Source organism: Pseudovibrio sp. M1P-2-3 (assembly GCF_031501865.1).
GTDB lineage: Bacteria > Pseudomonadota > Alphaproteobacteria > Rhizobiales > Stappiaceae > Pseudovibrio > Pseudovibrio corallicola.
Genome location: NZ_JARRCW010000001.1, coordinates 2,648,941 through 2,673,556, shown reverse-complemented (window position 1 = coordinate 2,673,556; position 24,616 = coordinate 2,648,941). Strand labels below are relative to the sequence as shown.

The window sequence follows — 24,616 nt, the reverse complement described above, 5'->3', positions numbered from 1 at the left end:
TCGAGGGCAACTGTTTCTATCCAGCCTGCAGCAGTTTCATAGCTTCATTTTTTGAAAATAGGTAGAGGAGGGAGCGAAGGGCTTCTCCTCGCGGTGATTTTAACATGGGATCGTTAGCTACTATCAGTTTTGCATCATCTCGCGCTGTTTCCATTAACTGCGCGTGAATTTGAATATCTCCAACTTTGAAACCAGGCAAACCGGATTGTCGGGTGCCGAGCAACTCTCCCTCTCCACGTAGGCGCAGGTCTTCTTCTGCAATAAGAAACCCGTCGTTTGTCTGACGAAGAATATTGAGCCTTGCAGCGGCTGTCTTACTAAGAGGGGGTTTAAAGAGAAGCAGGCAGGTAGAGGCAGCGCTGCCTCTGCCTACGCGTCCCCTTAACTGGTGTAGTTGTGCAAGGCCAAAGCGCTCAGCGTGTTCTATCACAATTATGGTTGCGTCAGGAATATCAACCCCCACCTCAATGACTGTCGTGGCGACTAACAAGCGGGCTCTGCCTTTTTTAAAGGCGTCCATCGCAGCGTGCTTTTCCTCGGCGCTTTGTCGCCCATGAACGAGGGCAACCACATCGCCAAACGCACTTTGAAGGTCCGTAAATCTTTCTTGCGCTGCCGCCAGATCTACTTTCTCAGAATCTTCCACCAAGGGGCATACCCAATAGACTTTCTGTCCAGCTGCGATTGCCGATTTTAATCTTTCAACGGTTTCCCCAAGTCTGTCCAGTGAGACGCTGACTGTTTTAATGGGTTGGCGGCCAACTGGTTTATCAGTTAAGCGGGAGACATCCATATCTCCAAAATATGATAGAACCAAAGTGCGGGGGATGGGGGTTGCAGTCATAACAAGGACATCAACGTCCGGTCCCTTGGCAGATAATGCAAGACGCTGATGAACCCCGAAACGATGCTGCTCATCGACAACCGCAAGACCTATATTTTTAAATTTCACTGTACTTTGGAAAAGGGCGTGGGTGCCCACAATGAGGTCAATCTCGCCTTGCTCAAGAGCTTGATTGATCTCCCGCTTCGTCTTGGCTGTATCTTTGCCGCTTAAAGCTGCGATGCGTATTCCTGCAGCTTTGCACAGCGGTTCCATGGAGGCGAAATGCTGCCTTGCTAAAATGTCTGTTGGGGCCATTAAGGCAGCTTGTGCACCATCTTCGATGACTTGCGCCATCGCCATCAAGCCAACAATTGTTTTCCCCGCCCCCACATCTCCTTGAAGAAGGCGTAGCATTCGCGCAGGCTCCCCCAAGTCCTTTGAAATCTCCAAGAAAGCCTGTTCTTGCCCTTTCGTTAAAGAGAAGGGAAGGGCTGTCAGAATTTTCTGACGCAGCAGCCCCGTCCCTTTTCTCGAAGCCCCACCCTTGTGCCGAAGTGAGTTACGAACCAGAGCCAGAGCAAGCTGGCTGGCGAGAAACTCATCATAGGCCAGACGTTGCCGCTCTGGACTGTCTTCTAGAAGCTGTTCAGGAGTTTCCGGCTTATGCAAAGACAGGAGCGCCTCTCTAAAGCTTGGAAAACCGCGACGTTTCACAAACTCTGAGTCCTGCCATTCTTCGAGGTCAGGAATAAGAGCCAGAGCAGTGACCATTGCTTTTTGGAGCATCTTGGAAGAAAGACCAGCGGTCATTGGGTAGACAGGTTCAATAAGGGGAAGTGAATGGCTGTCTGCTTCACTAACAACGTGGTCAGGGTGCACCATTTGAGTACGATTATTGAAACGCTCTACCTTTCCAGAGACCAGTCTTACCTCTCCAACGGGAAGAATTTTCTCCAGATAATCCCGTCGGGCATGAAAGAAGGTAATTTCGATTTCACTGCTGTCGTCATGGGCAAGAACTTTATAGGGAGCCCGGCTATTACGCGGCGGGGCGCGGTGTGCATCTATATGCAAGCGAAGGGTCACAATTGTATCTTCTGGGCTTTCCGCGATGCTAGGTCTCAAGCTGCGATCGATGACATTGTTTGGAATATGGAACAGGAGATCAGCAATGCGAGCTTCTCGCTCAGAGTTGGCAACAAACAGATTTCCAATGGTTTTGGCAGTCTTGGGACCAATCCCGTTGAGTTGAGTAACAGGAGCAAAGAGCGGATCAAGCCGAGCTGGGCGCATAAATCTTTTCGGACCATAACGTGAACAGATACTTGATCTGTGGCATGTCTTGTTGTTTTGTGCAACGAAAGATTGGAAATGACTGACAGGTGTCTTTATACGGGCTGTGCTCCCCAGTCCTTTTTGAGCAAAATTACTGTCAAAAGTAAAGGAATTTGAAGTTATGGCCTCAATTGAACAGAGACAGGAACCATCAGCGCTGTATGAGCTGGATAATCGCCGCAAGCGTATTATTTTCCGTTGTTCCCATCGCGGTATGAAGGAAATGGATATTCTATTGGGCGGTTATGTTGAAGATCATATCTCACGGTTAAGCGAGGAACGGCTGAGTGAACTCGAAACATTGCTGCAAATCAATGACCAGGATTTATTCGCTTGGTTTGTAGGCTCCAAGCCAGTTCCAGCCGAACGTGATACCCAGCTTTTCAAAGATATTCTGAATTACCAGAACAATAAGTTTTCAGCTTAAGTAGATAGAATATCCCGAGTAAAGGATGCGTCAAGTGCAAAATAGCCCCCTCTATAATGGCGGTAATATGGTCTTCTCATCTGTGCCAGATGGCGCTGAGGCTTATGCTCTTGCAAAAGCAATAGAAGGCCATAAAGAGACGGGATTGGCTTTAACATTTATTGCACGTGATGCAACGCGGATGGCTGCCATTGCGGAGGGGGTGAGCTTCTTTGCTCCTCATGTTGAAGTTGTTCAGCTTCCTTCGTGGGACTGTCTGCCATATGATCGGGTGTCGCCCCATGCAGGTGTGGTCGCAAGGCGGTTGATGACTTTGGGTCGTCTCGCCAGAGGCATGAAATCTAAAAAGCCGGTTGTGCTTCTTACAACGGTCAACGCTGCCCTTCAAAAACTGCCTGTTCGTAAGTGGATTTCGGAGCATATTCGTGTTCTGGCTCCCGGTAACAGAGTACCACTTAAAAGTGTTATTGGTTGGCTGGAGCTAAATGGATTTTTACGCACGCCTACAGTGCGGGAAACCGGCGAATATGCGGTGCGAGGGGGGATAGTGGATCTGTTTGCGCCAGGGCGCGAAGAGCCGGTCCGGTTGGATTTCTTTGGTGATACGCTGGAATCTATCCGCACATTCGACACTGCGACCCAGATGACAGTTGCTCAAAAAAAGCGCTTGGCTTTGGTACCAATGAGTGAAGTCGTACTCGATAAGGAGAGTATATCTCGCTTCCGCAGCCGCTATGTTTCACAATTCGGGGCAGCGTCTAGGGAGGACGTACTTTACCAGTCAATATCTGAGGGACGGCGCTACGCTGGAATGGAACACTGGCTACCTCTTTTCCATGAGAAGGTGGAAACATTTTTTGATTATATTGGAGATACCCCCGTCTTGCTGGATTCGGCAGACGATGATGTGACCAAACAGCGGTTGGAACAAGTAAATGAACATTATGAAGCCCGTGAAGAGGGCTTAAATAACAAAGCACTTGCATCCGGTGTTCCCTATCTGCCGATAAAACCGGCAAGCTTATATTTAACGCAGGAAGAGTGGACTGTTACGCTGGCCGAAAGGGCAACAGCGCGCCTAAATCCTTTTTCCATTCCCCCAGGAACTGGACAAATTGTAGAGGATTTCGGAGGAAAACAGGGGCGCAACTTTGCCGCTGAACGATCAGCTGGGGATGTAAATATTTTCGAGGCGTTTACCAATCATGCCGCGCAGTTGCGCTCAGAAGGTAAGACTGTGGTCATTGCTTGCTGGAGTGAGGGGACCAGAGAGCGTTTGGCCCAAATTCTATCTGACCATGGTCTGGATCGAACTGGGTATGCCGGGAATGTCTCTGAACTGGTTCAGCTTCCAAAGGGAATGAGCGCACTGGTCATTCTTGGGCTTGAACAAGGGTTTGAAGTCGGGGATTACGCCTTTGTTGGAGAGCAGGACATTCTTGGCGATCGAATGGTTCGCCAAAAACGGCGCAAGTCGAAAAGTGCGAACGTACTCACAGAGGCCTCCAGCCTTCATGAAGGTGATCTTGTTGTTCATGCAGACCATGGTATTGGCCGGTTTCTTGGTTTGAAAACCATCGAAGCCATGGGTGCACCCCATGATTGCTTGGAATTACAATATGCAAAGGGCGATAAACTCTACCTTCCAGTTGAGAATATTGATCTCCTAACCCGTTACGGGTCGGAGGACCAAGAAGCGCAACTTGACAAGCTGGGTGGTGGCGCCTGGCAGGCCCGCAAAGCGAGAATGAAAAAACGCATTCTTGAAATTGCGGATGGTCTCATCAAAACAGCTGCAGAAAGGGAGCTGCGCTCCGCGCCTTCAATTGATGTGCCAGCTGGAACATACGATGAGTTTGCAGCCCGTTTTGTCTATGATGAAACGGATGACCAATTGAATGCTATAGAGGCCATATTCGAGGACTTGAGTTCTGGTCGCCCTATGGATCGCCTCGTTTGTGGGGATGTGGGGTTTGGCAAAACAGAAGTGGCCTTGCGGGCGGCATTTCTAGCTGCAATGTCAGGCAGGCAGGTAGCTGTTGTTGTTCCAACGACGCTACTCTCCCGCCAGCATTTTAAAACTTTTTCAGAGCGTTTCAAGGGGCTCCCGATAAACGTCAGGCAGGCTTCCCGTTTGGTTCCCTCGAAGGAGTTAAACCAAACCAAGAAGGGACTAACGGACGGCTCTGTGGATGTGGTTATTGGAACGCATGCACTCTTGGGCAAGTCTATTGAGTTTCGTGATCTTGGGCTTTTGATAATTGATGAAGAGCAGCACTTTGGGGTGAAGCATAAGGAGCGCCTTAAGGAGCTGAAAAGTGATGTTCATGTGCTAACACTCTCTGCAACGCCCATACCCCGAACACTCCAGTTGGCCCTAACAGGTGTTCGCGAGCTTTCCTTAATTGCAACGCCTCCGGTTGATCGATTGGCTGTCCGGACGTTTGTGTCTCCTTTTGATGCAATGGTGATTCGTGAGTCTCTTCTTAGGGAGCATTACCGTGGTGGGCAGAGTTTTTATGTTTGTCCGCGCCTTTCAGACCTTGCCGGGATGCGGGAATTTCTTGAGACCTCTGTTCCTGAGGTGAAGGTTGCCACGGCCCATGGGCAAATGGGGGCAGGCGAGCTTGAAGACATTATGAATGCCTTTTATGAGGGGCAATATGATGTGCTTTTGTCAACCACGATTGTTGAATCAGGGCTTGATATACCAAATGCAAATACGCTGATTGTACATCGCGCTGATATGTTTGGCCTTGCTCAGCTCTATCAAATTAGAGGAAGGGTTGGGCGCTCAAAGACACGGGCATATGCGCTGTTTACTGTTCCTGCAAATAAGGTTTTGACATCAGCGGCAGAGCGAAGGTTGAAGGTGCTTCAGTCCTTGGAGAATTTGGGAGCGGGATTTCAGCTCGCCAGTCACGATCTGGATATTCGCGGCGCAGGGAATTTGCTTGGGGAAGAGCAGTCCGGGCATGTGAAAGAGGTTGGGTTTGAACTTTATCAGCAAATGCTGGAGGAGGCCGTTGCTCAACTGAAATCTGGAGGAGAAGTTTTTGAAAAAGAAAAGTGGTCACCTCAAATTTCGGTAGGTACTGCTGTTCTTATACCTGAGGCCTACATACCGGATCTTCAACTTCGGCTGGACCTTTACCGTCGCCTTTCAGATTTAACGGAACCAAACGACATTGACCGGTTTGCGGCAGAGTTGATTGACCGCTTCGGGAAGCTTCCTTCTGAGGTCAATCACTTGCTGAAGATCGTCTACATTAAAGGGCTGTGCCGCCGTGCCAATGTTGAAAAAATAGATGCGGGTTCCAAAGGGGTTGTCATTGGATTTAAAGATAATGAATTTCCAAACCCAGCTGGACTTGTAGCTTATATTGCAGAACAGGGATTTCTTGCGAAAATTCGTCCAGATCAGAAGATATCTCTAACAAGGGACTGGCCTGAAGCCAATGACAGGCTTAAAGGTTGCGCTGCAATTCTTCTAAAACTTGTCGCACTGGTTGATGCGGGGTCATAATTTGGTGGGCTGCCTGCGGCGCACTGCAGATTATGAGTATATAATTTGGTAGGAAGCGTGTGAAAGAAATGATTCATTAACGCTGTATCTTCATACTCCCAATGTTTGATGGGCATGTAAGTTTGAGTAGGTTCGTCCAGTGGTTGCTACAACGCGTCAAAAAAAACAATCACAGATTAAGGGATTGTTTGTTCCGGTCCTCGCGATTGGCCTTTTAGGGTACTTTGGGTACCATGCGCTGAATGGTGAATTGGGAATAGTTGGCAAAGCTCTTATTGAGCGACAGGTTCGGGAACTGGAGACGCAGCTGTCAGAGCTTAGCGAGGATAGGATCGTTCTCGAACGAAGGGTTATGCTTCTCATGCCCCACAACCTTCATCCTGATATGGTGGATGAGCGTGCCCGTGCTGCACTGAATTTGGTGCACAGTGACGAGGTCGCAATTTTTCGTCGATAAGCTCCAGATAAGTGAGTTAACCAGTTTTTAGTTTACTATCAGTAGTTAACTTAATATTAGTTAATGACAAAATATCTTTTAAATACAATAGTTTATTCTTTTTGTCTCCCTAATTTGAGAGCTTGGAAAAGTGCTGTTTAGACGTTAGTGTTAGCTTTGAAAATTCAATTATACGTCACGAGAGACGAGGGTCATGGCTGGAACTCAAACCAAGTCTACGGGAGCGCGAAAGAGCGCATCTAAAGCCCGCGGTGCAATGAAAAATTCGCCTGCAATTTCCGAATTCAATAAAGAGGAAGAACTGCAAGCCTATCGAGAAATGCTTCGCATCCGCCGTTTTGAAGAAAAGGCTGGGCAGCTTTACGGAATGGGGTTGATTGGCGGTTTTTGCCACCTCTATATCGGGCAGGAAGCCGTTGTTGTTGGCATTGAAATGGCCAAGAAGCAGGGTGATCAAATGGTAACAAGTTACCGTGATCACGGTCACATGCTTGCTTGTGGTATGTGCCCCGATGGCGTTATGGCTGAATTGACTGGACGTGAGGGCGGCCTTTCTAAAGGTAAGGGCGGTTCCATGCATATGTTCTCCAAAGAGCAGGAGTTCTACGGAGGTCATGGGATCGTTGGCGCTCAGGTAGCTATTGGTACAGGTCTGGCATTCACTAATAAATATAAAGAAAACGGCCAGGTATCTCTGACTTTCTTTGGTGATGGCGCTGCCAACCAGGGGCAGGTCTATGAAAGCTTCAATATGGCAAAACTCTGGAACCTGCCCGTTATTTATATCATTGAAAATAACAAGTATGGCATGGGAACCAGTGTAGAACGGGCCTCTTCAACAACTGATCTGTCTCAGCGCGGTGTATCGTTTGGTATTCCCGGTGTTCAAGTTGACGGCATGGATGTTCGTGCTGTTAAAGCCGCAACTGACTACGCAATGGATTGGTGCCGAGAAGGAAATGGTCCTTACATTCTCGAAATGGTAACCTATCGTTATCGCGGGCATTCCATGTCCGACCCCGCGAAATACCGCTCAAAAGATGAAGTGCAGAAAATGCGGTCTGAGCATGATCCGCTAGAGCAAGTTCGAGCTCGCCTTCTTGAGAAAAAGTGGGCTGATGAGGAGGAGTTGAAGGCAATTGATAAGGAAGTGCGCGCTGTTGTTGCTGCTGCTGCCGAATTTGCCCAAGCCTCACCTGAGCCTCAGCCATCCGAACTTTACACTGACATTCTACTTTGAGGGCGGAGTACAAAAACAATGCCGATAGAAATTTTGATGCCCGCTCTTTCACCAACAATGGAAGAGGGAAACCTCTCTAAGTGGGTTAAAAAAGAAGGTGATAGTGTCTCTGCTGGAGATGTTATTGCAGAAATTGAAACCGATAAGGCCACAATGGAAGTTGAAGCTGTTGATGAGGGTGTTATCGGAAAAGTTCTAGTTGCCGAAGGAACTGAAGGCGTAAAGGTCAACAGTCCAATTGCTGTTTTGTTGGAAGAAGGTGAAGACGCCTCCGCGCTGGATGGTAAACGTGAGGAACCTAACACTCCTGCAGCTCAGCCGGAGCAGGTTTCTGAACCAGCGCAGCCAGTTCCTGCAGTTGCAGCCCCTGTGGAGGTGATCGTTCCGAGTGATCCGGAGGTCCCTGCGGGGACAGAGATGGTGTCCACGACTGTTCGTGAAGCACTTCGCGATGCCATGGCTGAAGAAATGCGCCGTGATGAAAATGTGTTCCTTATGGGTGAAGAAGTCGCTCAGTACCAAGGTGCATATAAAATTTCTCAGGGCCTTTTGGATGAGTTCGGTGAAAAGCGGGTCATTGATACGCCAATCACAGAGCATGGGTTTACTGGCCTTGCTGTTGGCGCAGCCATGTCAGGTCTCCGCCCTATTGTGGAATATATGACTTTCAATTTTGCCATGCAGGCAATTGACCATATCATTAACTCCGCAGCCAAAACTCTCTACATGTCCGGCGGTCAAATGGGCGCACCAATGGTGTTTCGTGGTGCCAATGGTGCAGCTGCTCGTGTCGGTGCGCAGCACTCTCAAGATTATGCCGCATGGTATGCAAGCATTCCGGGCTTGAAAGTTGTTCAGCCTTATTCTGCGGCAGATGCTAAAGGCCTTCTCAAGGCGGCAATCCGGGATCCCAATCCTGTTATCTTCCTTGAAAACGAGTTGCTTTACGGCCACAGCTTTGATGTGCCTAAGCTGGATGACTACGTACTGCCTATTGGTAAGGCGAAGGTCGTTCGCGAAGGAACGGATGTGACCATTGTATCATGGAGCATCGGAATGACATATGCGCTCAAAGCTGTTGAAGAACTGGCGCAGATGGGCATCTCTGCTGAATTGATTGATCTTCGTACAATTCGCCCACTGGATATGGAAACTATCCTGACCTCTGTTAGAAAAACAGGGCGCCTTGTGACCGTTGAGGAAGCTTTCCCGATCTGTTCAGTGTCCTCCGAAATTGCCTATCAGGTTCAGGAGCAGGCATTCGATTGGCTGGATGCTCCGGTGCTTCGCATTACTGGCAAGGATGTTCCAATGCCATACGCAGCAAACCTTGAAAAGCTGGCACTTCCAAATGTTCAGGAAGTCATTGATGCGGTTAAAGCCGTAACATACACCGCATAAGGCGAAGGGCTCGATCATGGCGATTAAGATATTGATGCCAGCGCTTTCTCCGACCATGGAAGAAGGTAATCTGGCCAAGTGGTTGGTTAAAGAAGGTGATAACGTTTCTGCCGGTGATGTGATCGCGGAAATTGAAACTGATAAGGCCACCATGGAAGTTGAATCTATTGATGATGGCGTTGTTGGTAAGATTTTAGTGGCTGAGGGAACGGAAGCCGTTAAGGTGAACGAGCTGATTGCTGTCCTACTAGAGGATGGAGAAGATGCTTCTGCCGTAGATGCTATGATGAGTAGTGATGCTCAGCCTGCCCAGCCGCAGATTGAAGCTAAAGGTGAGGACACTCCTGCCTCCGTACAAGTATCTAGCAACACTCAAGAGCCTCAGCAAAAAGATCGAATATTTTCTTCACCGCTGGCTCGGCGCATTGCAAAGCAAAACGAGTTGGACATCGCTCAAGTCAGTGGTAGTGGCCCCCGAGGGCGCGTGGTGAAAAGAGATGTTGAAGCAGTTCTTGCTGCCGGCGCTACTAAACTGGCTACAGCTCCTGCACCGACACCGGTTGTTGCGGTTGCTCCTGCAGCTCCGCAAGGCCAGTCAGATGAGCAAATATTCAAGCTGTTTGATGAAGGCTCCTATGAGCTGATCCCGCATGATGGGATGCGTAAGACGATTGCAAAGCGTCTCACAGAATCCAAGCAAACAGTCCCGCACTTCTATCTAACTGTAGAATGTCAGCTGGACGAATTGCTGGCTCTGCGCTCTCAGCTTAACAAATCGGCTCCTGTCGATAAAGAAGGCAACGCGAAGTATAAGCTCTCCGTTAACGATATGATCATTAAGGCACATGCGCTGGCCCTCAAGGCCGTGCCAGCTGCCAATGCATCATGGAGTGATAACGGCATGTTAATGCACAAGCATTCTGATGTCGGTGTCGCAGTTTCTGTTGATGGTGGGTTGATTACGCCAATTATCCGCCGCGCTGAAGAAAAGACACTTTCTACAATTTCTCTTGAAATGAAAGATCTTGCAAAGCGTGCGCGTGAACGGAAGTTGAAACCGCTGGAATATCAGGGCGGCACCAGTGCTGTTTCCAACTTGGGAATGTTTGGCATCAAAGAGTTCTCGGCAGTTATTAACCCGCCGCATGCCACCATTCTTGCCGTTGGTGCGGGTATTAAGCAGCCTATTGTCAAAAAAGATGAGATCTCTGTTGGTACTGTTATGTCAGTGACATTGTCTACTGACCACAGAGCTGTGGATGGCGTTTTGGGTGCGCAGCTTCTACAGGCCTTCAAGCGGTTTATTGAACATCCAATGAGCATGTTGGTTTAACGCTAACGGCTCCCGTAGCTTTCATAGCCTCAAGGAAATGGCGGATTTATTAGGCCGCCATTTCCCTTCAAGATCCTCAGGATTTTATTTTGAGGAATTGGATAATGAAAGTTATTGACGGGTTTACATTTTTCAATGAACTGGACGTTCTGGAACTTCGGTTGGGTGAACTGTACGACTATGTTGATCAGTTTGTTTTGGTGGAGGCCACTAAAACGTTCACAGGAAAAGATAAGCCCCTTTACTTTGAGGGAAATAGAAAAAGGTTTGCTCAGTTCGAGGATAAAATCACCCATGTGATTGTCGATGATTTTCCAGAGGGCAAAAATAATCCATGGTCTCGGGAATATCATCAAAGACGCGCTATTAAGCACGGCCTTCCGCAATTGCAGGGAAGTGATCTCATTATTGTAGGTGATGTGGACGAGATTCCTAAGCCGCAAGCTTTGAAGAAGGCTATTGAGAGTGCAAAAACGAGATACTGTATCACGTTTTTTGGTGCAGATATCATGCGCTACCGGCTGAATTTCAAAGATGACATCAATGACCTAACCTCTTGCCCTCGAATGATTTCTGCGCGGTATTTTCAAGATGCTCAAGACCTGCGAGAGGTGAGGGCATTGAAAAGCCGGTCAGCCCCCAAGGGGATTGAGTGGTTTATGTGGCATATGAATGCTATCGCAAACTACCGAAACTTCTTGGGTCGCCAAATTGTCAATTCTGGCAGTTGGCATTTTAGTTATATCGGTGACATGGAAAAGGTTTTGACGAAAATAGCCGCCTATTCCCACACCGAGCATATGAATGAAACGTATCTGGGCCGGGCCAGACGGACTCTGGACAGGCTGGATGCGGGAATTGGTAGGGGCAAGTTGGTTCCAACGGACAGCAACGAACTACCTGTTTATTTTAGAACAAACCTTAGCAGGTTTTCGCACCTATATGTGGAACCCCGTTCGTGAAACGGGGCATGAACACGAGGATTGACTTATGAGTGGAACTGCCTACGACGTGATTATTATAGGCTCAGGTCCAGGTGGCTATGTAACAGCCATACGTTCGGCGCAACTTGGGTTTAAAACCGCCATTGTTGAGCGGGAACACATGGGTGGTATCTGCTTGAACTGGGGGTGCATTCCCACAAAAGCCCTGCTGCGATCCGCTGAAATTTATCACTACATGCAGCATGCAAAAGATTATGGCTTATCCGCTGAAAAAATTGACTTTGATGCCGCCGCTGTGGTCAAGCGTTCCAGAGGCGTCTCAGGGCAGCTGAACGGCGGTGTCGGTTACCTGATGAAGAAGAACAAGGTTGATATCATCTGGGGTGAGGCCAAAGTTACGAAACCCAATGAAATTAGCGTTGGGGCACCTTCCCGCAGCGCCTACGAGCCTCAGCATCCGACACCAAAGGGTGTGAAGGGCCATGGAAGCTACTCAGCCAAGCACATCATCATTGCAACAGGCGCCCGCCCTCGTGTGCTGCCGGGTATTGAGCCAGATAAAGAAAATATCTGGACATACTTTGAAGCGATGGTGCCGCCGAAGATGCCGAAGTCACTGCTTGTTATGGGCTCAGGTGCTATTGGGATCGAATTCGCATCCTTCTATAAGACAATGGGGGTAGATGTTACTGTTGTCGAAATGATGCCGACCATTATGCCTGTCGAAGATCCGGAAATCTCTGCAATCGCCAAAAAGCAAATGGAAAAGCAGGGCATTAAGTTCATCATGGAGGCGAAAGTCTCCAAGGTTGAAAAAGGCAATGGTCAGGTTACAGCTACTGTCGAAACCAAAGATGGCAAGAAACAGAATATCGTCGCTGAGAAAATGATTTCTGCTGTTGGGGTTGTGGGAAATATCGAGAACATTGGCTTGGAAACTCTTGGCGTCAAGACAGACCGGGGCTGCGTTGTCACTGATGGATATGGCCGCACTAATATTCCCGGAATTTATGCAATTGGTGATGTGGCTGGTCCCCCAATGCTTGCGCACAAAGCAGAGCATGAAGGTGTTATCTGCATCGAGAAAATTGCAGGCAAAGATGTTCACGCAATGGACAAAAATCAAATTCCAGGCTGTACCTACTGTAATCCTCAGGTTGCCTCAGTAGGCTTGAATGAACCGATGGCTAAAGAAGCAGGCTATGATATTCGTGTTGGGCGCTTCCCGTTTATGGGTAACGGCAAGGCGATTGCGTTGGGTGAGCCCGAGGGGCTCGTTAAAACTATCTTTGATCGTAAAACCGGACAGCTCCTTGGTGCGCATATGGTAGGAGCTGAAGTGACGGAGCTAATTCAGGGCTTTGTTGTCGCTATGGGTCTGGAAACAACGGAAGAAGATCTGATGCATACGATTTTCCCTCATCCAACTCTGTCGGAGATGATGAAGGAAAGTGTATTGGATGCTTATGATCGTGCTCTCAATATCTGATTGGGAAGGCTAGGATGTAAGATCTAGAAGTTCTGGGTTTTATGGTCTGTAGTTGGGGTTTTACACCAAATGGAGAGTATGAAAATACGTCTCCATTTGGTCTCCTACCAAAAGTGCTAGTATGCCCTAGTTTTGTTCGTAGGGGATGCCGAGGGAAGTTAAGCGTATAACGTTCGAACTTTTGTGTAAATCTTGAAAGGAATGACTTTGAGTTGGCTTCTTTGGATTATTATCGGTTTGGTAGCTGGAACAATAGCGCATCGCGTTTTTGATAGTCGAGGTGGGTTGTTTGGTAACCTTATTCTCGGACTTGTTGGGGCGTTGGTCGGCGGTTATCTCGGCAAGCTTCTAAATCTTAATCTGTCGGGCGGGATTGTGGACAGTCTTGTTGTAGCCACAGTCGGAGCTATTTTACTGCTGTTTCTGAAGCGCAAGGTGCTCTAAAACGACATTGAATAGGACGCATATACAACGGTGATTGATGTGCATGTCCAATAAAAACTGAGAATGTGGGTGTCATGGTCACGATTGTAAATACTTTGGATCGAAGCAAAGAAACGGGTTCTGATAGCGCTTCAGCGCAGGCAGTAAATGAGGCTGCGTCTGTCGAGCGCATTCGTCATCCCGAAAAAGCGCACCGGCCCGACAATCCTGTGGCCCGCAAGCCAAAATGGATTCGTGTGAAGGCCCCCACATCGCCAGTTTACCGCGAGACACAGGACCTGGTAAGAAAAAATAATTTGGTCACTGTTTGCGAAGAGGCTGGTTGCCCTAACATTGGTGAATGCTGGTCTAAAAAACACGCCAGTTTTATGATTTTGGGTGATACTTGTACAAGGGCCTGTGCCTTTTGTAACGTTCGAACTGGTATGCCGGGCCCTGTAGACACAAGTGAGCCTGAAAGCGTTGCTAAAGCTGTTAAGTCTATGGGACTTGAGCATGTGGTTATTACGTCCGTTGACCGGGATGACTTGGAAGATGGCGGGGCTACGCACTTTGCCAATGTTATAGCAGCAATTCGTGAAGCCTCACCCAAAACAACCATTGAAGTACTGACGCCTGATTTTTTACGTAAGGATGGCGCTCTTGAAATTGTTGTGAAAGCTCGCCCTGACGTATTTAATCACAATATGGAAACAGTGCCTTCCAATTACCTTAAAGTACGCCCTGGTGCCCGTTATTTCCATTCCATCCGTCTCTTGCAACGGGTTAAGGAGTTGGATTCCTCCATGTTTACTAAATCAGGTATCATGGTCGGCTTGGGCGAGGAGCGAAATGAGGTACTGCAGCTGATGGATGACCTGCGGACAGCAGATGTTGATTTTCTCACAATTGGCCAGTATTTACAGCCCACCAAAAAGCATCATCCTGTGCTATCATTCCCAACCCCTGAGGAATTTAAAGCATATGAGCGAATTGCTTATACAAAGGGCTTCTTGAAGGTATCCTCAAGTCCTCTGACCCGCTCTTCACACCATGCTGGAGAGGACTTTGCAGACCTCAAAGCCGCACGCGCCGCAAAAGTGCAAGGCTAGGATACTTCAGGGATGAAAGTGGCTTCCGAGCAAAGATCTTCTGAAGTCATTTTCAATCATTAAGTAAAGGTTCCTTGCTGGACAAAATAGATGGGGTTCTCTGATAGACTGATGTTTATTGGACAGGTGTCATAATCCCTGATGAATCGAGATAACAAAAAAGATATGCCAACCTTTGATACCAAGCACACTGTTAAACATAGTGCTGATGATATGTTTCAACTTGTCGCGGATATTGAAAAATACCCAAAGTTTGTCCCGTTATGTCACCAGTTGCAAATACGGGGGCGAAGGCCGCTGAGTGATGAACGTGAAGTGATAGTTGCCGATATGACGGTTGCCTACAAGTTTATCCGTGAGACTTTTACGAGCAGAGTAACCTTGGATAAAGAGGCAAAAGAAATCTTTGTTGAGTATCTTGATGGCCCTTTTAAACATCTCGAAAATCGTTGGAGTTTTCTCGCAATTGATGAGCAAAAGAGTACTGTAGGCTTTTACATAGATTATGAATTTAAAAGCAGAGCCCTATCAGCTCTCATGGGGAGCATGTTTGATAGGGCTTTTCGCAAGTTCTCTAGAGCTTTCGAAAATCGTGCCGACGAAGTTTATGGGGCAGCTTAAGTATTTGGCGCAAGAGAGTCGGCTGTTGCTGTGGCTTGGATTAGCAAATCAAGTGCATTTTCTGTTGCGTCGGATCTGATGCTGTTTCGTCCTTCGGATGTAAAAATTTTGTGATCCGAGCTGAACCCTGATTGGGTGGAGGCCACACAAAAGTGCACTAGTCCGACAGGTTTTTGACTTGTGCCGCCATCAGGTCCGGCAATGCCGGTAATCGAAATGGCTATATTTGCTCTAGAACGTAAAAGTGCCCCCTCGGCCATTGCATGGGCAACTTGCTCGCTTACCGCTCCGTGCGCTTCAATCAGATCTGTGGGAACGCCAAGCATTTCATGCTTTGCTTCATTGGAATAAGTAACAGCTCCCCTTTCGAAAACCTGAGAGGAGCCAGGTATTCCTGTCAGTACGGCTGACAGGAGACCGCCAGTGCAAGATTCTGCCGTTGAAATTTTAATTTTGTTCTGCCGGCAGTGGAGGATGAGATGTTCCGCTTTACTGTGTAGTTGTTCAAGATCAATCATCCCATGTCCTCCTCATAACTTATTGGAAGGTTTAGCGTTGCACATGCCATGGCAGCAATTCCTTCCTTTCTTCCGGTAAACCCCAGTTTTTCGGAGGTAGTCGCTTTAACAGCGATTCTCCCTTTGGGGAGTTGGCAAATTCTTGCGATTGCCTCTCTCATAGCATCGCGATTCGGGCCGATCTTAGGAGTTTCACAGATAATCGTTAAATCTAAGTGGTTTATGCGGCCTCCAGTTTTATATACCTTTTCAACGGCGTATTTAAGAAACTGGTCGCTAGCCGCGCCTTTCCATTGAGGGTCGGAGGGAGGGAAGTGTGAGCCGATATCACCATCTGCCAAGGCTCCGAAAATTGCATCTGTTAAAGCGTGAAGTGCAACGTCTGCATCAGAATGGCCTTTTAATTTTTGGTTATGGGGGATGCTTATCCCGCCAAGTGTAACTGCATCTCCATCTTCGAAAGCGTGTACGTCGTAGCCGGTTCCAACACGAATGTCGCCTAGTTTTTCAGTGCCCACCATTGCGATTACTCTTCGAGCATTTACGAGATCTTCTGGGTTAGTAATTTTTATATTATCTTTCTGACCGGGGATTATCTGTACGGATGCTCCAGCCCATTCCATCAAGGCTGTGTCATCTGTGAAGTGATCCAATCCCTGATTAAAAGCAGTTTGGTGTGCCTCCAAAATGTTCTTGTAGAGAAAACCTTGAGGGGTTTGAGCTGCCCAAAGACCTTTACGGTCAACGGTTTGCGCCACACATTGATTTTCGTCCTGCCGCTTGAGAGTGTCTGTTATTGGAATGGCTGGTAAAACAGTATCGTGATGGTCTGTAAGGCTGTTCACAATGGCTTCAATTGTGCTTTTGGATACAAAGGGTCTTACGCCATCATGAATGAGAACGTAGTCAGGGTTCACCTTGCGTAGTGCGCTTAGGCCATTTCTGACTGAGTGTTGCCTTTCACTTCCTCCAAGAACGGGTTGCATGAGTTTATCTGTTTCAAGGTCTTTTATGCAGGCAGTATAGGTTTGCCGGTCTTGTTCGCGGATAATCGGAATGATGTAATTTATCTCGGGATGCTCTGAGAAACACTCTAAAGTATGCCGTAGAATACTTTTACCACCCAGATCCAGATACTGCTTTGGTAGAGGGGTATTCTTGTGGTGCATGCGGGTACCACTACCTCCCGCAACGATGATGACAGCTACAGTTTGTCGTTTTTGGTAAATCTCTTCGCCCATGACCTAAACTTTCTACCAAATTAATTCTGTCGGGGCGTAGCGTACCGCCCCGTGACAATCTTGGACTTTTGGCTTATTTGGCAGAAAACTACAATGTTCTTGGCACTCAAAAGTGATTTAATGCTTGTTTGTTAAGGGGATGTGGTTACAATATAGGCATGTAGTTAACTGCACATTCGATGTGCAGTACTTTAAGGGCAAGATGCGTAAGCATGATTAAAATTGGCGAAATTCCTGTTCCGAACAAAGTGATTCTGGCCCCAATGTCAGGCGTAACCGATTTACCCTTCAGAAAACTGGCTTTGAGGTATGGGGCTGGTTTGGTTGTGAGCGAGATGGTCGCAAGCGCCTCACTCGTGACGGGCAGCGAAGAAAGTCGTATGCGCTCCGAAGGGGCGGGGATTCGCCCACATATTGTGCAGCTTGCAGGGCGAGAGCCTCATTGGATGGCTGAAGGTGCGCGCATGGCCGAAGCCGCAGGAGCCCATATTATTGATATAAATATGGGCTGCCCCGCCAAGAAAGTTACAAGTGGGTACTCTGGCTCTGCTCTTATGAAAGATTTGGGCCTTGCCATGTCTTTGATTGAAGCAACCGTAGCTGCTGTTGATATCCCCGTCACATTAAAGATGCGACTTGGGTGGGATGAAGCTTCGATCAATGCTCCGGTGTTGGCCAAGCAGGCTGAAGATGCAGGGATTAAGATGATCACTGTACATGGGCGGACACGGAGCCAATTCTATAAAGGAAAAGCTGATTGGAAAGCCATTCGCTCTGTTCGGGAAGTTGTTTCTGTTCCATTAGTTGCAAACGGGGACTGTACTGGATTTGAAGAAGCGGATTTGATGCTGGAGCAATCTGGCGCCGACTTGGTTATGGTTGGGCGAGGGGCTTATGGTCGACCCTGGTTACCTGGATTTATTGCGCATTACTTGGAGACAGGTGAAAAACGTGTAGCACCTTCGGGAAGGGCGTTGGCTGAGCTGATTATAGAGCACTATGAAGCGATACTGGAGCTTTATGGGGAGCATATTGGTGTTCGGGCAGCCCGTAAACATTTGGGGTGGTATCTGGAGGCAAGCGGTACTCTGCATCTCGCCCCAGAAGGCTTTGTAAAATCAATAATGACAAATACTGAGCCTGAAACAGTAAAATCTCAAATTTATGCATGGTTTGTTGAAAGTGAAAGTCGGAGAGCTGCTTAAATGAGTGGTGACAATGCAGTGAAATTAGTCGAAGTTGCAGGAGAGGGGCAGTTGGTTCTGGATTCTCTTCCTCATCCAGTTCTGGTTCTCGATGAAGATAATCACATTTTTAGAGCCAATAGTGCGGCTGAAGGCTTTTTCCAAGCTAGTCTTTCTGTATTGCGGCGGCATTCCATTTCGCATTTCGTTCCTTTTGGGAGCCCGCTTCTGGCACTTGTTTCACAGGTTCGCTCGCGCAATGCATCTATAAACGAATATAAAGTTGATATTAGCTCGCCGCGCATTGGCGTGGAAAAGCTGGTTGATATTAACGCGTCTCCCATGAGTGATCGGCCGGGTGCTGTAGTCCTTCTCTTTCAAGAACGAACAATGGCTGAAAAGCTGGACAAGCAGCTGACGTCCAGAGGTGCCGCGCGTACAGTAACCGGTTTGGCGGCCATGCTTGCCCATGAAATCAAAAATCCTCTTTCAGGAATAAGAGGTGCCGCCCAACTTCTGGAGCAGGCCGTTGAAAATGAGGATAAAGCGCTTACACGTTTGATTACTGATGAGACAGATCGAATAGTTAAGCTTGTGGACCGAATGGAGGTATTCTCCGATGAGAGGCCAATAGATAGGGAACCTGTCAACATTCATTTGGTTCTTGATCATGTTAAGCGAGTTGCAGAAAACGGCTTCGCCAAGAATGTCAGGATTGTTGAGAACTATGATCCTTCCTTACCGTCAGTTTATGCAAATAGGGATCAGTTGGTTCAGGTCTTTATTAATCTTTTGAAGAATGCAGCGGAGGTGTTGGAGGTGAAAGGTGATGCGGAAATCACTCTATCGACAGCCTTTCGACCTGGAGTTCGCCTATCCATTCCAGGGGCTCGTGAACGAGTGAGCTTGCCTCTTGAGTTCTGCGTAAAAGATAATGGGGGAGGGGTACCTGAGGACCTTCTTCCGCACCTGTTTGAACCATTTATTACAACAAAGACAAACGGCTCTGGGCTAGGGCTTGCGCTTGTCGCAAAGATTATTGGTGACCATGGCGGTGTAATTGAATGCGATAGTTCTAGAACGGGTACGACTTTTCGTATCCTGATGCCAACCTTTTCTCCACTTGAAACTAATATTTCGTCATAGGACAGATTTCCGATGCCTCTTGGAACAATTCTTGTTGCAGATGATGATGCTGCGATCCGCACGGTGCTCAATCAAGCTCTCTCAAGGGCTGGATATACAGTTCGTTTGACATCCAACGCCACAACGCTTTGGCGGTGGGTTAGTTCTGGTGAAGGGGATCTTGTAATTTCCGATGTTGTGATGCCCGACGAAAACGCGTTTGATGTCCTGCCGCGTATAAGAAAACTGCGCCCGGATTTGCCTGTTGTCATTATGAGCGCGCAGAATACATTTATGACTGCGATTAAAGCATCGGAACAAGGAGCCTATGAATATCTGCCCAAGCCTTTCGACCTGAAGGAGTTGATCGGAATTGTCGGTCGGGCACTTTCTGAGCCCAAAGCCCATAGTGTAAATGCAGCAGCGGAGAATCAAGAGAATATCCCCCTTGTTGGGCGCTCCCCTGCTATGCAGGAAATTTACAGGGTTCTTGCCCGATTAATGCAGACTGATCTGACGGTCATGATCAATGGTGAAAGTGGAACGGGAAAAGAACTCGTTGCAAGAGCTCTTCACGATTATGGTAAGCGTCGAAATGGTCCCTTTGTTGCGGTAAATATGGCTGCAATTCCTCGGGATTTGATCGAATCTGAGCTGTTCGGACACGAAAAGGGCGCGTTTACTGGTGCGCAAGTACGCTCTTCAGGGCGCTTTGAGCAGGCAGATGGCGGAACTCTGTTTCTTGATGAAATTGGAGATATGCCAATGGAGGCGCAAACGCGGCTTCTCAGGGTTCTTCAGCAAGGTGAATATACAACAGTTGGTGGGCGAACGCCTATTCAGACTGATGTTCGAATCATTGCAGCGACTAATAAAGATTTGCGACAACTAATAAATCAGGGGTTGTTTAGAGAAGATCTTTACTTCCGGTTGAATGTTGTTCCTATTCGCCTTCCACCTTTAAGAGAACGTACGGAAGATGTTCCTGACCTTGTGAGGCACTTCTTCTCTTTAGCTGAAAAAGAAGGGTTGCCTTCCAAGCAAATTGAAGTAGCAGCTCTTGACAAGTTGCGCCGCTACAGATGGCCAGGTAACGTAAGGGAGCTGGAGAACTTAGTCCGACGGCTCTCCGCCCTCTACCCGCAGGAGGTTATTACTGCAGGGCTGGTTGACATGGAGCTCAGCCAACCTGTTGTGTCAACGGTAGAAGAAGAGGCACCGGCCAGTAAGGACTTGAGTGGAGCCGTAGAGCGGTTTTTGGGCGCGTATTTTTCTGAGTTCGGGGATACATTGCCGCCTCCAGGTCTATACCACCGGATTTTGAAAGAGGTGGAATATCCGCTCATCAGCGCCTCATTAGCTGCGACGCGTGGAAATCAAATAAAAGCGGCAGAGCTTTTGGGGGTAAATAGGAACACCCTTCGGAAGAAAATCAGAGACCTCGATGTGCAGGTAATTCGGAGCTCCAGATAGGAAGCCGTCTGTTGGCCGTTAGGTGACGTTCATTCACCTTCCGATGTTGTGTTATCCCCATAGGGAATGGAAATCGGTTTGATATGTGGCATATTAACAACAAGGTGTGGTAATGATGCCATAGTGCTCTGTCGGGCAGTTCATTTTAAATTCCAAGTTCGGGCTTCATGAACGCAAACAGTAAAAGTGATGGGGACGTCAAGGTCACCAGTCTTGGCGGTCGCAAGGCGCGAATTTTCGGTCTTGTTGTCGTGTGTTGTTCTCTCATATCTATTGGGGCTTCCTTTGCGGTACTGACCGGCCTAACGCCGATTACCCCAACTGAGAATGTGATCTATATAGCTTTGGCTGCCAATGGAGTTTTGGTTGCCACACTTACAATTCTTATTCTTTGGGAGTTTGGTAAGCTCCTGAAAGCCCGAAAACGCGGAAAAGCTGCAGCAAGGTTGCATGTCCGTATTGTGACTATGTTCAGCCTAGTTGCGGCACTGCCTGCGATCTTGGTTGCTGGAGTGGCAACGATTACCTTGGATCAGGGACTTGATCGATGGTTTGAGAAGCGAACACGCCAGATTATTGGCAATGCTCAGTCCGTAGCTGCAGCTTATGTACAAGAGCATGGAAATATTCTGCGTAGTTCGCTGATAGCTATGGCTAAGGATGTAGATCTAAATAGAAGCGCCTATCACTACGAGCCTTCCCGCTTTGACCGCTTTTTTGAAACCCAGACATGGGTGCGAGGGCTACTTGGAGCCTACATTTTAAAAAATGATGGTACAGTTGTATTGAAGGTGTTGCGTGATCCAAATATTGTGCCGCTTTTACCGCCAAAAGTTGCTATGGAGCAAGCTGCAGACGGGAATCCGATCCTGATCCATCCAGGGGTTTCCAACTTGGTTGGTGGTGTGATCAAACTATCTGCCTATGATGACTTATATTTGTACGTCACACGAGCACTTGATCCTCGTGTTGTTGAATATCAAAGACTTGCTGAAGCGGGGGTGACCGAATACGCCGAGTTAGAGCAGCGGCGCTTTGGTGTCCAGCTTGCCTTTGCTCTGGTTTATGTGGGTGTTTCGCTGGTCCTTCTGCTTTCCTCAATTTGGGTAGGGTTTGGTTTTGCCGATAAATTGGTCAAGCCTATACGAAATCTGATTGGGGCTGCTGATCAAGTTTCAAAAGGAAACTATTATGTTGAGGTTGAGACAGATCGCTCGGGTGGTGATTTGGTTAATCTTGGAAAAACCTTCAACAATATGACAGGGCAATTGCGTGGGCAAAGGGATGCTTTACTGGCTGCAAGTGACCAAATTGATAAACGCAGACGCTTTACTGAAGCCGTACTTTCAGGTGTCTCCTCTGGCGTCATTGGTATAGATGATGACGGTCTAATTACTCTGGTAAACCGCTCGGCTATCCAACTGCTGGGGCAGGACGAAAATGAGCTGCTTAATCGTCCGATTCAAGAAGCTGTTCGAGAATTTGCGGATCCTCTTTCCAAACTTATGGAAGTTGGAAATGGAAGAAGTCGCTATTTTCAGGTTCAACTGGTTAGGAAGGGGCGCGAACGAACCGTTAATGTTCAGGTAACAACGGAAGAAGCCACGCGCAGCGAGCATGGTTTTGTGGTGACCCTAGATGATATAACGGATCTTGTTGCGGCGCAGAGGAATACGGCTTGGGCAGATGTTGCACGCCGAATTGCCCATGAAATCAAGAACCCCTTAACGCCGATTCAATTATCCGCTGAGCGAATTCGCCGAAGGTACGCAAAGAAAATTGAAGAAGGGGATCGTAAGGTCTTTGATCAATGTGTGGATACAATTGTACGCCAAGTGGGTGATATTGGCCACATGGTTGATGAATTTTCCTCGTTTGCACGAATGCCAAAACCTCGCATCAGTACTTCGGACCTACGCAATACAGTCCGGGAGGCTGCTTTTTTGCAGTCTGTCGCCAATACTGAGCTGAAAATAGAAACGGATCTTCCTCCAGAGGCTATTCCAACCCGATTTGATAATCGATTGGTGGGGCAGGCCATTGGCAACGTTATAAAAAATGCAACAGAGGCAGTTACAGCGTATTTAGCAACATCGGCGACCGAAGAAACCGGAGTGGTCAATGTTAAATTGATCGTCGATGGGGACTTGAGGATAATTGAGATCACAGACAATGGGATTGGTCTGCCCAACGAACAGCGGCATAGGCTGCTGGAGCCATACATGACTACCCGAGAAAAGGGGACTGGGCTTGGGCTGGCAATTGTTCGTAAGATTATGGAGGACCATGGTGGAGGCATTGAGTTGCTTGATGCTCCAGATGTCGCATGCGGTGGCCATGGGGCTATGGTCAGACTAATGCTGCGTGATAATACGCAAGAAAATACAACTGGAATTCAAACTGAAGAAGTGGTGGTGGCTAGCAATGGCAGCGGACATTCTGATCGTTGATGATGAAGTCGATATTCGAGAGCTGATCGCTGGAATTCTTGAGGATGACGGATTTACGGCACGTACAGCAGGAGACAGTGACAGTGCATTAGCCGCTATTGCGGACCGGCGGCCATCTCTTATTATTCTTGATATCTGGCTTCAAGGCAGCAAGCTGGACGGGCTTGAGCTTCTTGACGTCATTCGGAAGCAAAATCCGGATTTACCAGTCGTTATTATTTCTGGACACGGGAATATCGAAACGGCCGTCTCTGCTATCAAGAAGGGGGCTTATGATTATATTGAAAAGCCATTCAAAGCGGACAGGTTGGTTTTAGTCGCTGAACGTGCTCTGGAAGCTTCTAGTATGAAGCGTGAAATCCGTGACTTGAAGCAGCGCAGTGCCGATGCCTCCCAGCTCATTGGCAGCTCAAGTGCTATGAATCACCTGCGGCAGACGATTGAACGTATCTCTTTAACAAATAGCCGTGTGCTCGTTAGTGGCCCTTCCGGGGCTGGAAAAGAGCTCGTAGCGCGGACTATTCATGAGGCATCTTCTCGCTCCAAAGCACCCTTTGTTATTTTAAGTGCTGCAAATATTACTCCTGAACGCATGGCGGAAGAGTTGTTTGGGATTGAGGAAACAGAAGGTGTCCCTAGGAAAATCGGGGCACTGGAGCAAGCGCATGGCGGTACTCTTTATTTAGATGAAATTGCCGATATGCCTCGAGAAACCCAGAATAAGATTTTGCGAGTTCTGACCGAGCAGAGATTTAACCGTGTGGGCGGAGCAAACACTGTTGAAGTGGATGTTAGAGTTTTATCCTCAAGCAGCTGCAACATGGAAGAAGAAGTCAATAACGGGAATTTCCGCGAAGATCTATATCACCGTTTAAGTGTTGTTCCGCTGCGTGTTCCCGCTCTCTCTGAACGACGTGAAGATATTCCGCAGCTCATACATTTCTTTATGCAGCAGATTTCTGCGGCTTCAGGCTTACCAATGCGCCGGATTGGTGAAGATGCAATGGCTGTTCTGCAAACCCATGATTGGCCTGGAAATATCCGTCAGCTTAGAAATAATGTAGAGCGCCTACTAATTTTAACTAGAGCAGATCAAGAGGCAGTAATTTCTGCCGACCTATTGCCTTCTGAGGTTGCATCCACACTACCGACTATGCCGGGAGATACTGGAGCGGATGAGCTTATGTCGTTGCCACTACGAGATGCGCGGGAGCAGTTTGAGCGTGCCTATCTTCAAGCTCAGGTGAAACGTTTTGGTGGTAACATCTCCCGTACCGCCGAATATATCGGAATGGAAAGATCGGCATTACACCGGAAGCTCAAGTCCCTTGGTCTGTCGTAGGTTGTTTTCTTTGTGATAAAAGGATTTTTATCCATATATGTAGGTATCTGGCCCCGTATTGTATTTGATCGATATAAGCTGTAGTGATTCTGTGCTTTAAAATGGATAATTAAGTCCTTGTACTGTGTTCACTATGGCCTTGACGCTCG

The 24,616-nt window shown here is 47.9% G+C and carries 19 protein-coding genes; 16 read left to right on the top strand and 3 right to left on the bottom strand.

Annotated elements, in window-relative coordinates; genetic code table 11:
• Positions 1-16: 16 nt before the first annotated feature.
• Positions 17-2,119, bottom strand: a complete 2,103-nt coding sequence (recG, locus tag P6574_RS11575) for an ATP-dependent DNA helicase RecG (protein WP_310620435.1) — start codon at positions 2,117-2,119, stop codon at positions 17-19.
• Between the two features lie 163 nt (positions 2,120-2,282).
• Here recG and P6574_RS11570 point away from each other — a divergent pair, with 163 nt between their 5' ends.
• The 11 genes from P6574_RS11570 to P6574_RS11520 all read left to right on the top strand — a co-directional run bounded on the left by P6574_RS11570 (position 2,283) and on the right by P6574_RS11520 (position 15,134).
• Positions 2,283-2,588, top strand: coding sequence for an FAD assembly factor SdhE (locus P6574_RS11570; protein ID WP_310620434.1), 306 nt, complete (start codon positions 2,283-2,285; stop codon positions 2,586-2,588).
• Between the two features lie 25 nt (positions 2,589-2,613).
• Complete coding sequence (gene mfd, locus P6574_RS11565; RefSeq protein WP_405048095.1) at positions 2,614-6,114, top strand: transcription-repair coupling factor; 3,501 nt, start codon at positions 2,614-2,616, stop codon at positions 6,112-6,114.
• 184 nt (positions 6,115-6,298) lie between these two features.
• Entirely contained in the window at positions 6,299-6,571 is a 273-nt protein-coding gene (locus P6574_RS11560; protein ID WP_310620433.1) for an FtsB family cell division protein, read from the top strand.
• A 256-nt stretch (positions 6,572-6,827) separates the two neighbouring features.
• A complete protein-coding gene (gene pdhA, locus P6574_RS11555; protein WP_310622151.1) occupies positions 6,828-7,811 on the top strand; it encodes a pyruvate dehydrogenase (acetyl-transferring) E1 component subunit alpha in 984 nt (327 codons plus the stop codon).
• A gap of 18 nt (positions 7,812-7,829) precedes the next feature.
• Positions 7,830-9,212, top strand: coding sequence for a pyruvate dehydrogenase complex E1 component subunit beta (locus P6574_RS11550; protein WP_310620432.1), 1,383 nt, complete (start codon positions 7,830-7,832; stop codon positions 9,210-9,212).
• A gap of 16 nt (positions 9,213-9,228) precedes the next feature.
• Entirely contained in the window at positions 9,229-10,545 is a 1,317-nt protein-coding gene (locus P6574_RS11545) for a pyruvate dehydrogenase complex dihydrolipoamide acetyltransferase (RefSeq protein WP_310620431.1), read from the top strand.
• A gap of 104 nt (positions 10,546-10,649) precedes the next feature.
• A complete protein-coding gene (locus tag P6574_RS11540; RefSeq protein WP_310620430.1) occupies positions 10,650-11,507 on the top strand; it encodes a glycosyltransferase family 17 protein in 858 nt (285 codons plus the stop codon).
• 28 nt (positions 11,508-11,535) lie between these two features.
• Entirely contained in the window at positions 11,536-12,978 is a 1,443-nt protein-coding gene (gene lpdA, locus P6574_RS11535; protein WP_310620429.1) for a dihydrolipoyl dehydrogenase, read from the top strand.
• A gap of 201 nt (positions 12,979-13,179) precedes the next feature.
• Positions 13,180-13,422, top strand: coding sequence for a GlsB/YeaQ/YmgE family stress response membrane protein (locus P6574_RS11530; RefSeq protein WP_405048094.1), 243 nt, complete (start codon positions 13,180-13,182; stop codon positions 13,420-13,422).
• 74 nt (positions 13,423-13,496) lie between these two features.
• Positions 13,497-14,513 (top strand): lipoyl synthase, encoded by a 1,017-nt coding sequence (lipA, locus tag P6574_RS11525; RefSeq protein ID WP_310620427.1) that lies wholly within the window; start codon positions 13,497-13,499, stop codon positions 14,511-14,513.
• 165 nt (positions 14,514-14,678) lie between these two features.
• Positions 14,679-15,134: a type II toxin-antitoxin system RatA family toxin gene (locus P6574_RS11520; protein WP_310620426.1), complete on the top strand. Its 456-nt coding sequence runs from the start codon at positions 14,679-14,681 to the stop codon at positions 15,132-15,134.
• On the opposite strand, the gene P6574_RS11515 is transcribed toward P6574_RS11520, so the two are convergent.
• Positions 15,131-15,652, bottom strand: coding sequence for a CinA family protein (locus P6574_RS11515; protein ID WP_310620425.1), 522 nt, complete (start codon positions 15,650-15,652; stop codon positions 15,131-15,133). The genes P6574_RS11520 and P6574_RS11515 overlap by 4 nt on opposite strands.
• Positions 15,649-16,893 carry a bifunctional 2-C-methyl-D-erythritol 4-phosphate cytidylyltransferase/2-C-methyl-D-erythritol 2,4-cyclodiphosphate synthase gene (locus tag P6574_RS11510; RefSeq protein ID WP_310620424.1) on the bottom strand — a complete coding sequence of 415 codons (1,245 nt, stop codon included), beginning with the start codon at positions 16,891-16,893 and terminating at the stop codon, positions 15,649-15,651. Before P6574_RS11510 ends, P6574_RS11515 begins: the two co-directional genes overlap by 4 nt.
• 212 nt (positions 16,894-17,105) lie before the next feature.
• Here P6574_RS11510 and dusB point away from each other — a divergent pair, with 212 nt between their 5' ends.
• From dusB to ntrX, 5 genes are all read left to right on the top strand, one after another.
• The gene (gene dusB / locus P6574_RS11505) at positions 17,106-18,098 is read left to right on the top strand and encodes a tRNA dihydrouridine synthase DusB (RefSeq protein ID WP_310620423.1); all 993 of its coding nucleotides are present in this window, start codon (positions 17,106-17,108) and stop codon (positions 18,096-18,098) included.
• Positions 18,099-19,223: a two-component system sensor histidine kinase NtrB gene (locus tag P6574_RS11500; protein ID WP_310620422.1), complete on the top strand. Its 1,125-nt coding sequence runs from the start codon at positions 18,099-18,101 to the stop codon at positions 19,221-19,223.
• A gap of 12 nt (positions 19,224-19,235) precedes the next feature.
• Complete coding sequence (ntrC, locus tag P6574_RS11495; protein ID WP_310620421.1) at positions 19,236-20,675, top strand: nitrogen regulation protein NR(I); 1,440 nt, start codon at positions 19,236-19,238, stop codon at positions 20,673-20,675.
• Between the two features lie 167 nt (positions 20,676-20,842).
• On the top strand, positions 20,843-23,125 hold the full coding sequence (locus P6574_RS11490; protein WP_310620420.1) for a sensor histidine kinase NtrY-like: 2,283 nt from the start codon (positions 20,843-20,845) through the stop codon (positions 23,123-23,125).
• Positions 23,100-24,467, top strand: coding sequence for a nitrogen assimilation response regulator NtrX (ntrX, locus tag P6574_RS11485; protein WP_310620419.1), 1,368 nt, complete (start codon positions 23,100-23,102; stop codon positions 24,465-24,467). Before P6574_RS11490 ends, ntrX begins: the two co-directional genes overlap by 26 nt.
• Positions 24,468-24,616: the final 149 nt, after the last annotated feature.

Excerpts from the sequence above, each read along its gene's own strand:
- recG (WP_310620435.1), bottom strand. The coding sequence starts at position 2,119 with ATGCGCCCAGCTCGGCTTGATCCGCTCTTTGCTCCTGTTACTCAACTC.
- P6574_RS11570 (WP_310620434.1), top strand. The coding sequence starts at position 2,283 with ATGGCCTCAATTGAACAGAGACAGGAACCATCAGCGCTGTATGAGCTG.
- mfd (WP_405048095.1), top strand. The coding sequence starts at position 2,614 with ATGCGTCAAGTGCAAAATAGCCCCCTCTATAATGGCGGTAATATGGTC.
- pdhA (WP_310622151.1), top strand. The coding sequence starts at position 6,828 with ATGAAAAATTCGCCTGCAATTTCCGAATTCAATAAAGAGGAAGAACTG.
- P6574_RS11550 (WP_310620432.1), top strand. The coding sequence starts at position 7,830 with ATGCCGATAGAAATTTTGATGCCCGCTCTTTCACCAACAATGGAAGAG.
- P6574_RS11545 (WP_310620431.1), top strand. The coding sequence starts at position 9,229 with ATGGCGATTAAGATATTGATGCCAGCGCTTTCTCCGACCATGGAAGAA.
- P6574_RS11540 (WP_310620430.1), top strand. The coding sequence starts at position 10,650 with ATGAAAGTTATTGACGGGTTTACATTTTTCAATGAACTGGACGTTCTG.
- lpdA (WP_310620429.1), top strand. The coding sequence starts at position 11,536 with ATGAGTGGAACTGCCTACGACGTGATTATTATAGGCTCAGGTCCAGGT.
- P6574_RS11530 (WP_405048094.1), top strand. The coding sequence starts at position 13,180 with ATGACTTTGAGTTGGCTTCTTTGGATTATTATCGGTTTGGTAGCTGGA.
- lipA (WP_310620427.1), top strand. The coding sequence starts at position 13,497 with ATGGTCACGATTGTAAATACTTTGGATCGAAGCAAAGAAACGGGTTCT.
- P6574_RS11520 (WP_310620426.1), top strand. The coding sequence starts at position 14,679 with ATGCCAACCTTTGATACCAAGCACACTGTTAAACATAGTGCTGATGAT.
- P6574_RS11515 (WP_310620425.1), bottom strand. The coding sequence starts at position 15,652 with ATGATTGATCTTGAACAACTACACAGTAAAGCGGAACATCTCATCCTC.
- P6574_RS11510 (WP_310620424.1), bottom strand. The coding sequence starts at position 16,893 with ATGGGCGAAGAGATTTACCAAAAACGACAAACTGTAGCTGTCATCATC.
- dusB (WP_310620423.1), top strand. The coding sequence starts at position 17,106 with ATGATTAAAATTGGCGAAATTCCTGTTCCGAACAAAGTGATTCTGGCC.
- P6574_RS11500 (WP_310620422.1), top strand. The coding sequence starts at position 18,099 with ATGAGTGGTGACAATGCAGTGAAATTAGTCGAAGTTGCAGGAGAGGGG.
- ntrC (WP_310620421.1), top strand. The coding sequence starts at position 19,236 with ATGCCTCTTGGAACAATTCTTGTTGCAGATGATGATGCTGCGATCCGC.
- P6574_RS11490 (WP_310620420.1), top strand. The coding sequence starts at position 20,843 with ATGAACGCAAACAGTAAAAGTGATGGGGACGTCAAGGTCACCAGTCTT.
- ntrX (WP_310620419.1), top strand. The coding sequence starts at position 23,100 with ATGGCAGCGGACATTCTGATCGTTGATGATGAAGTCGATATTCGAGAG.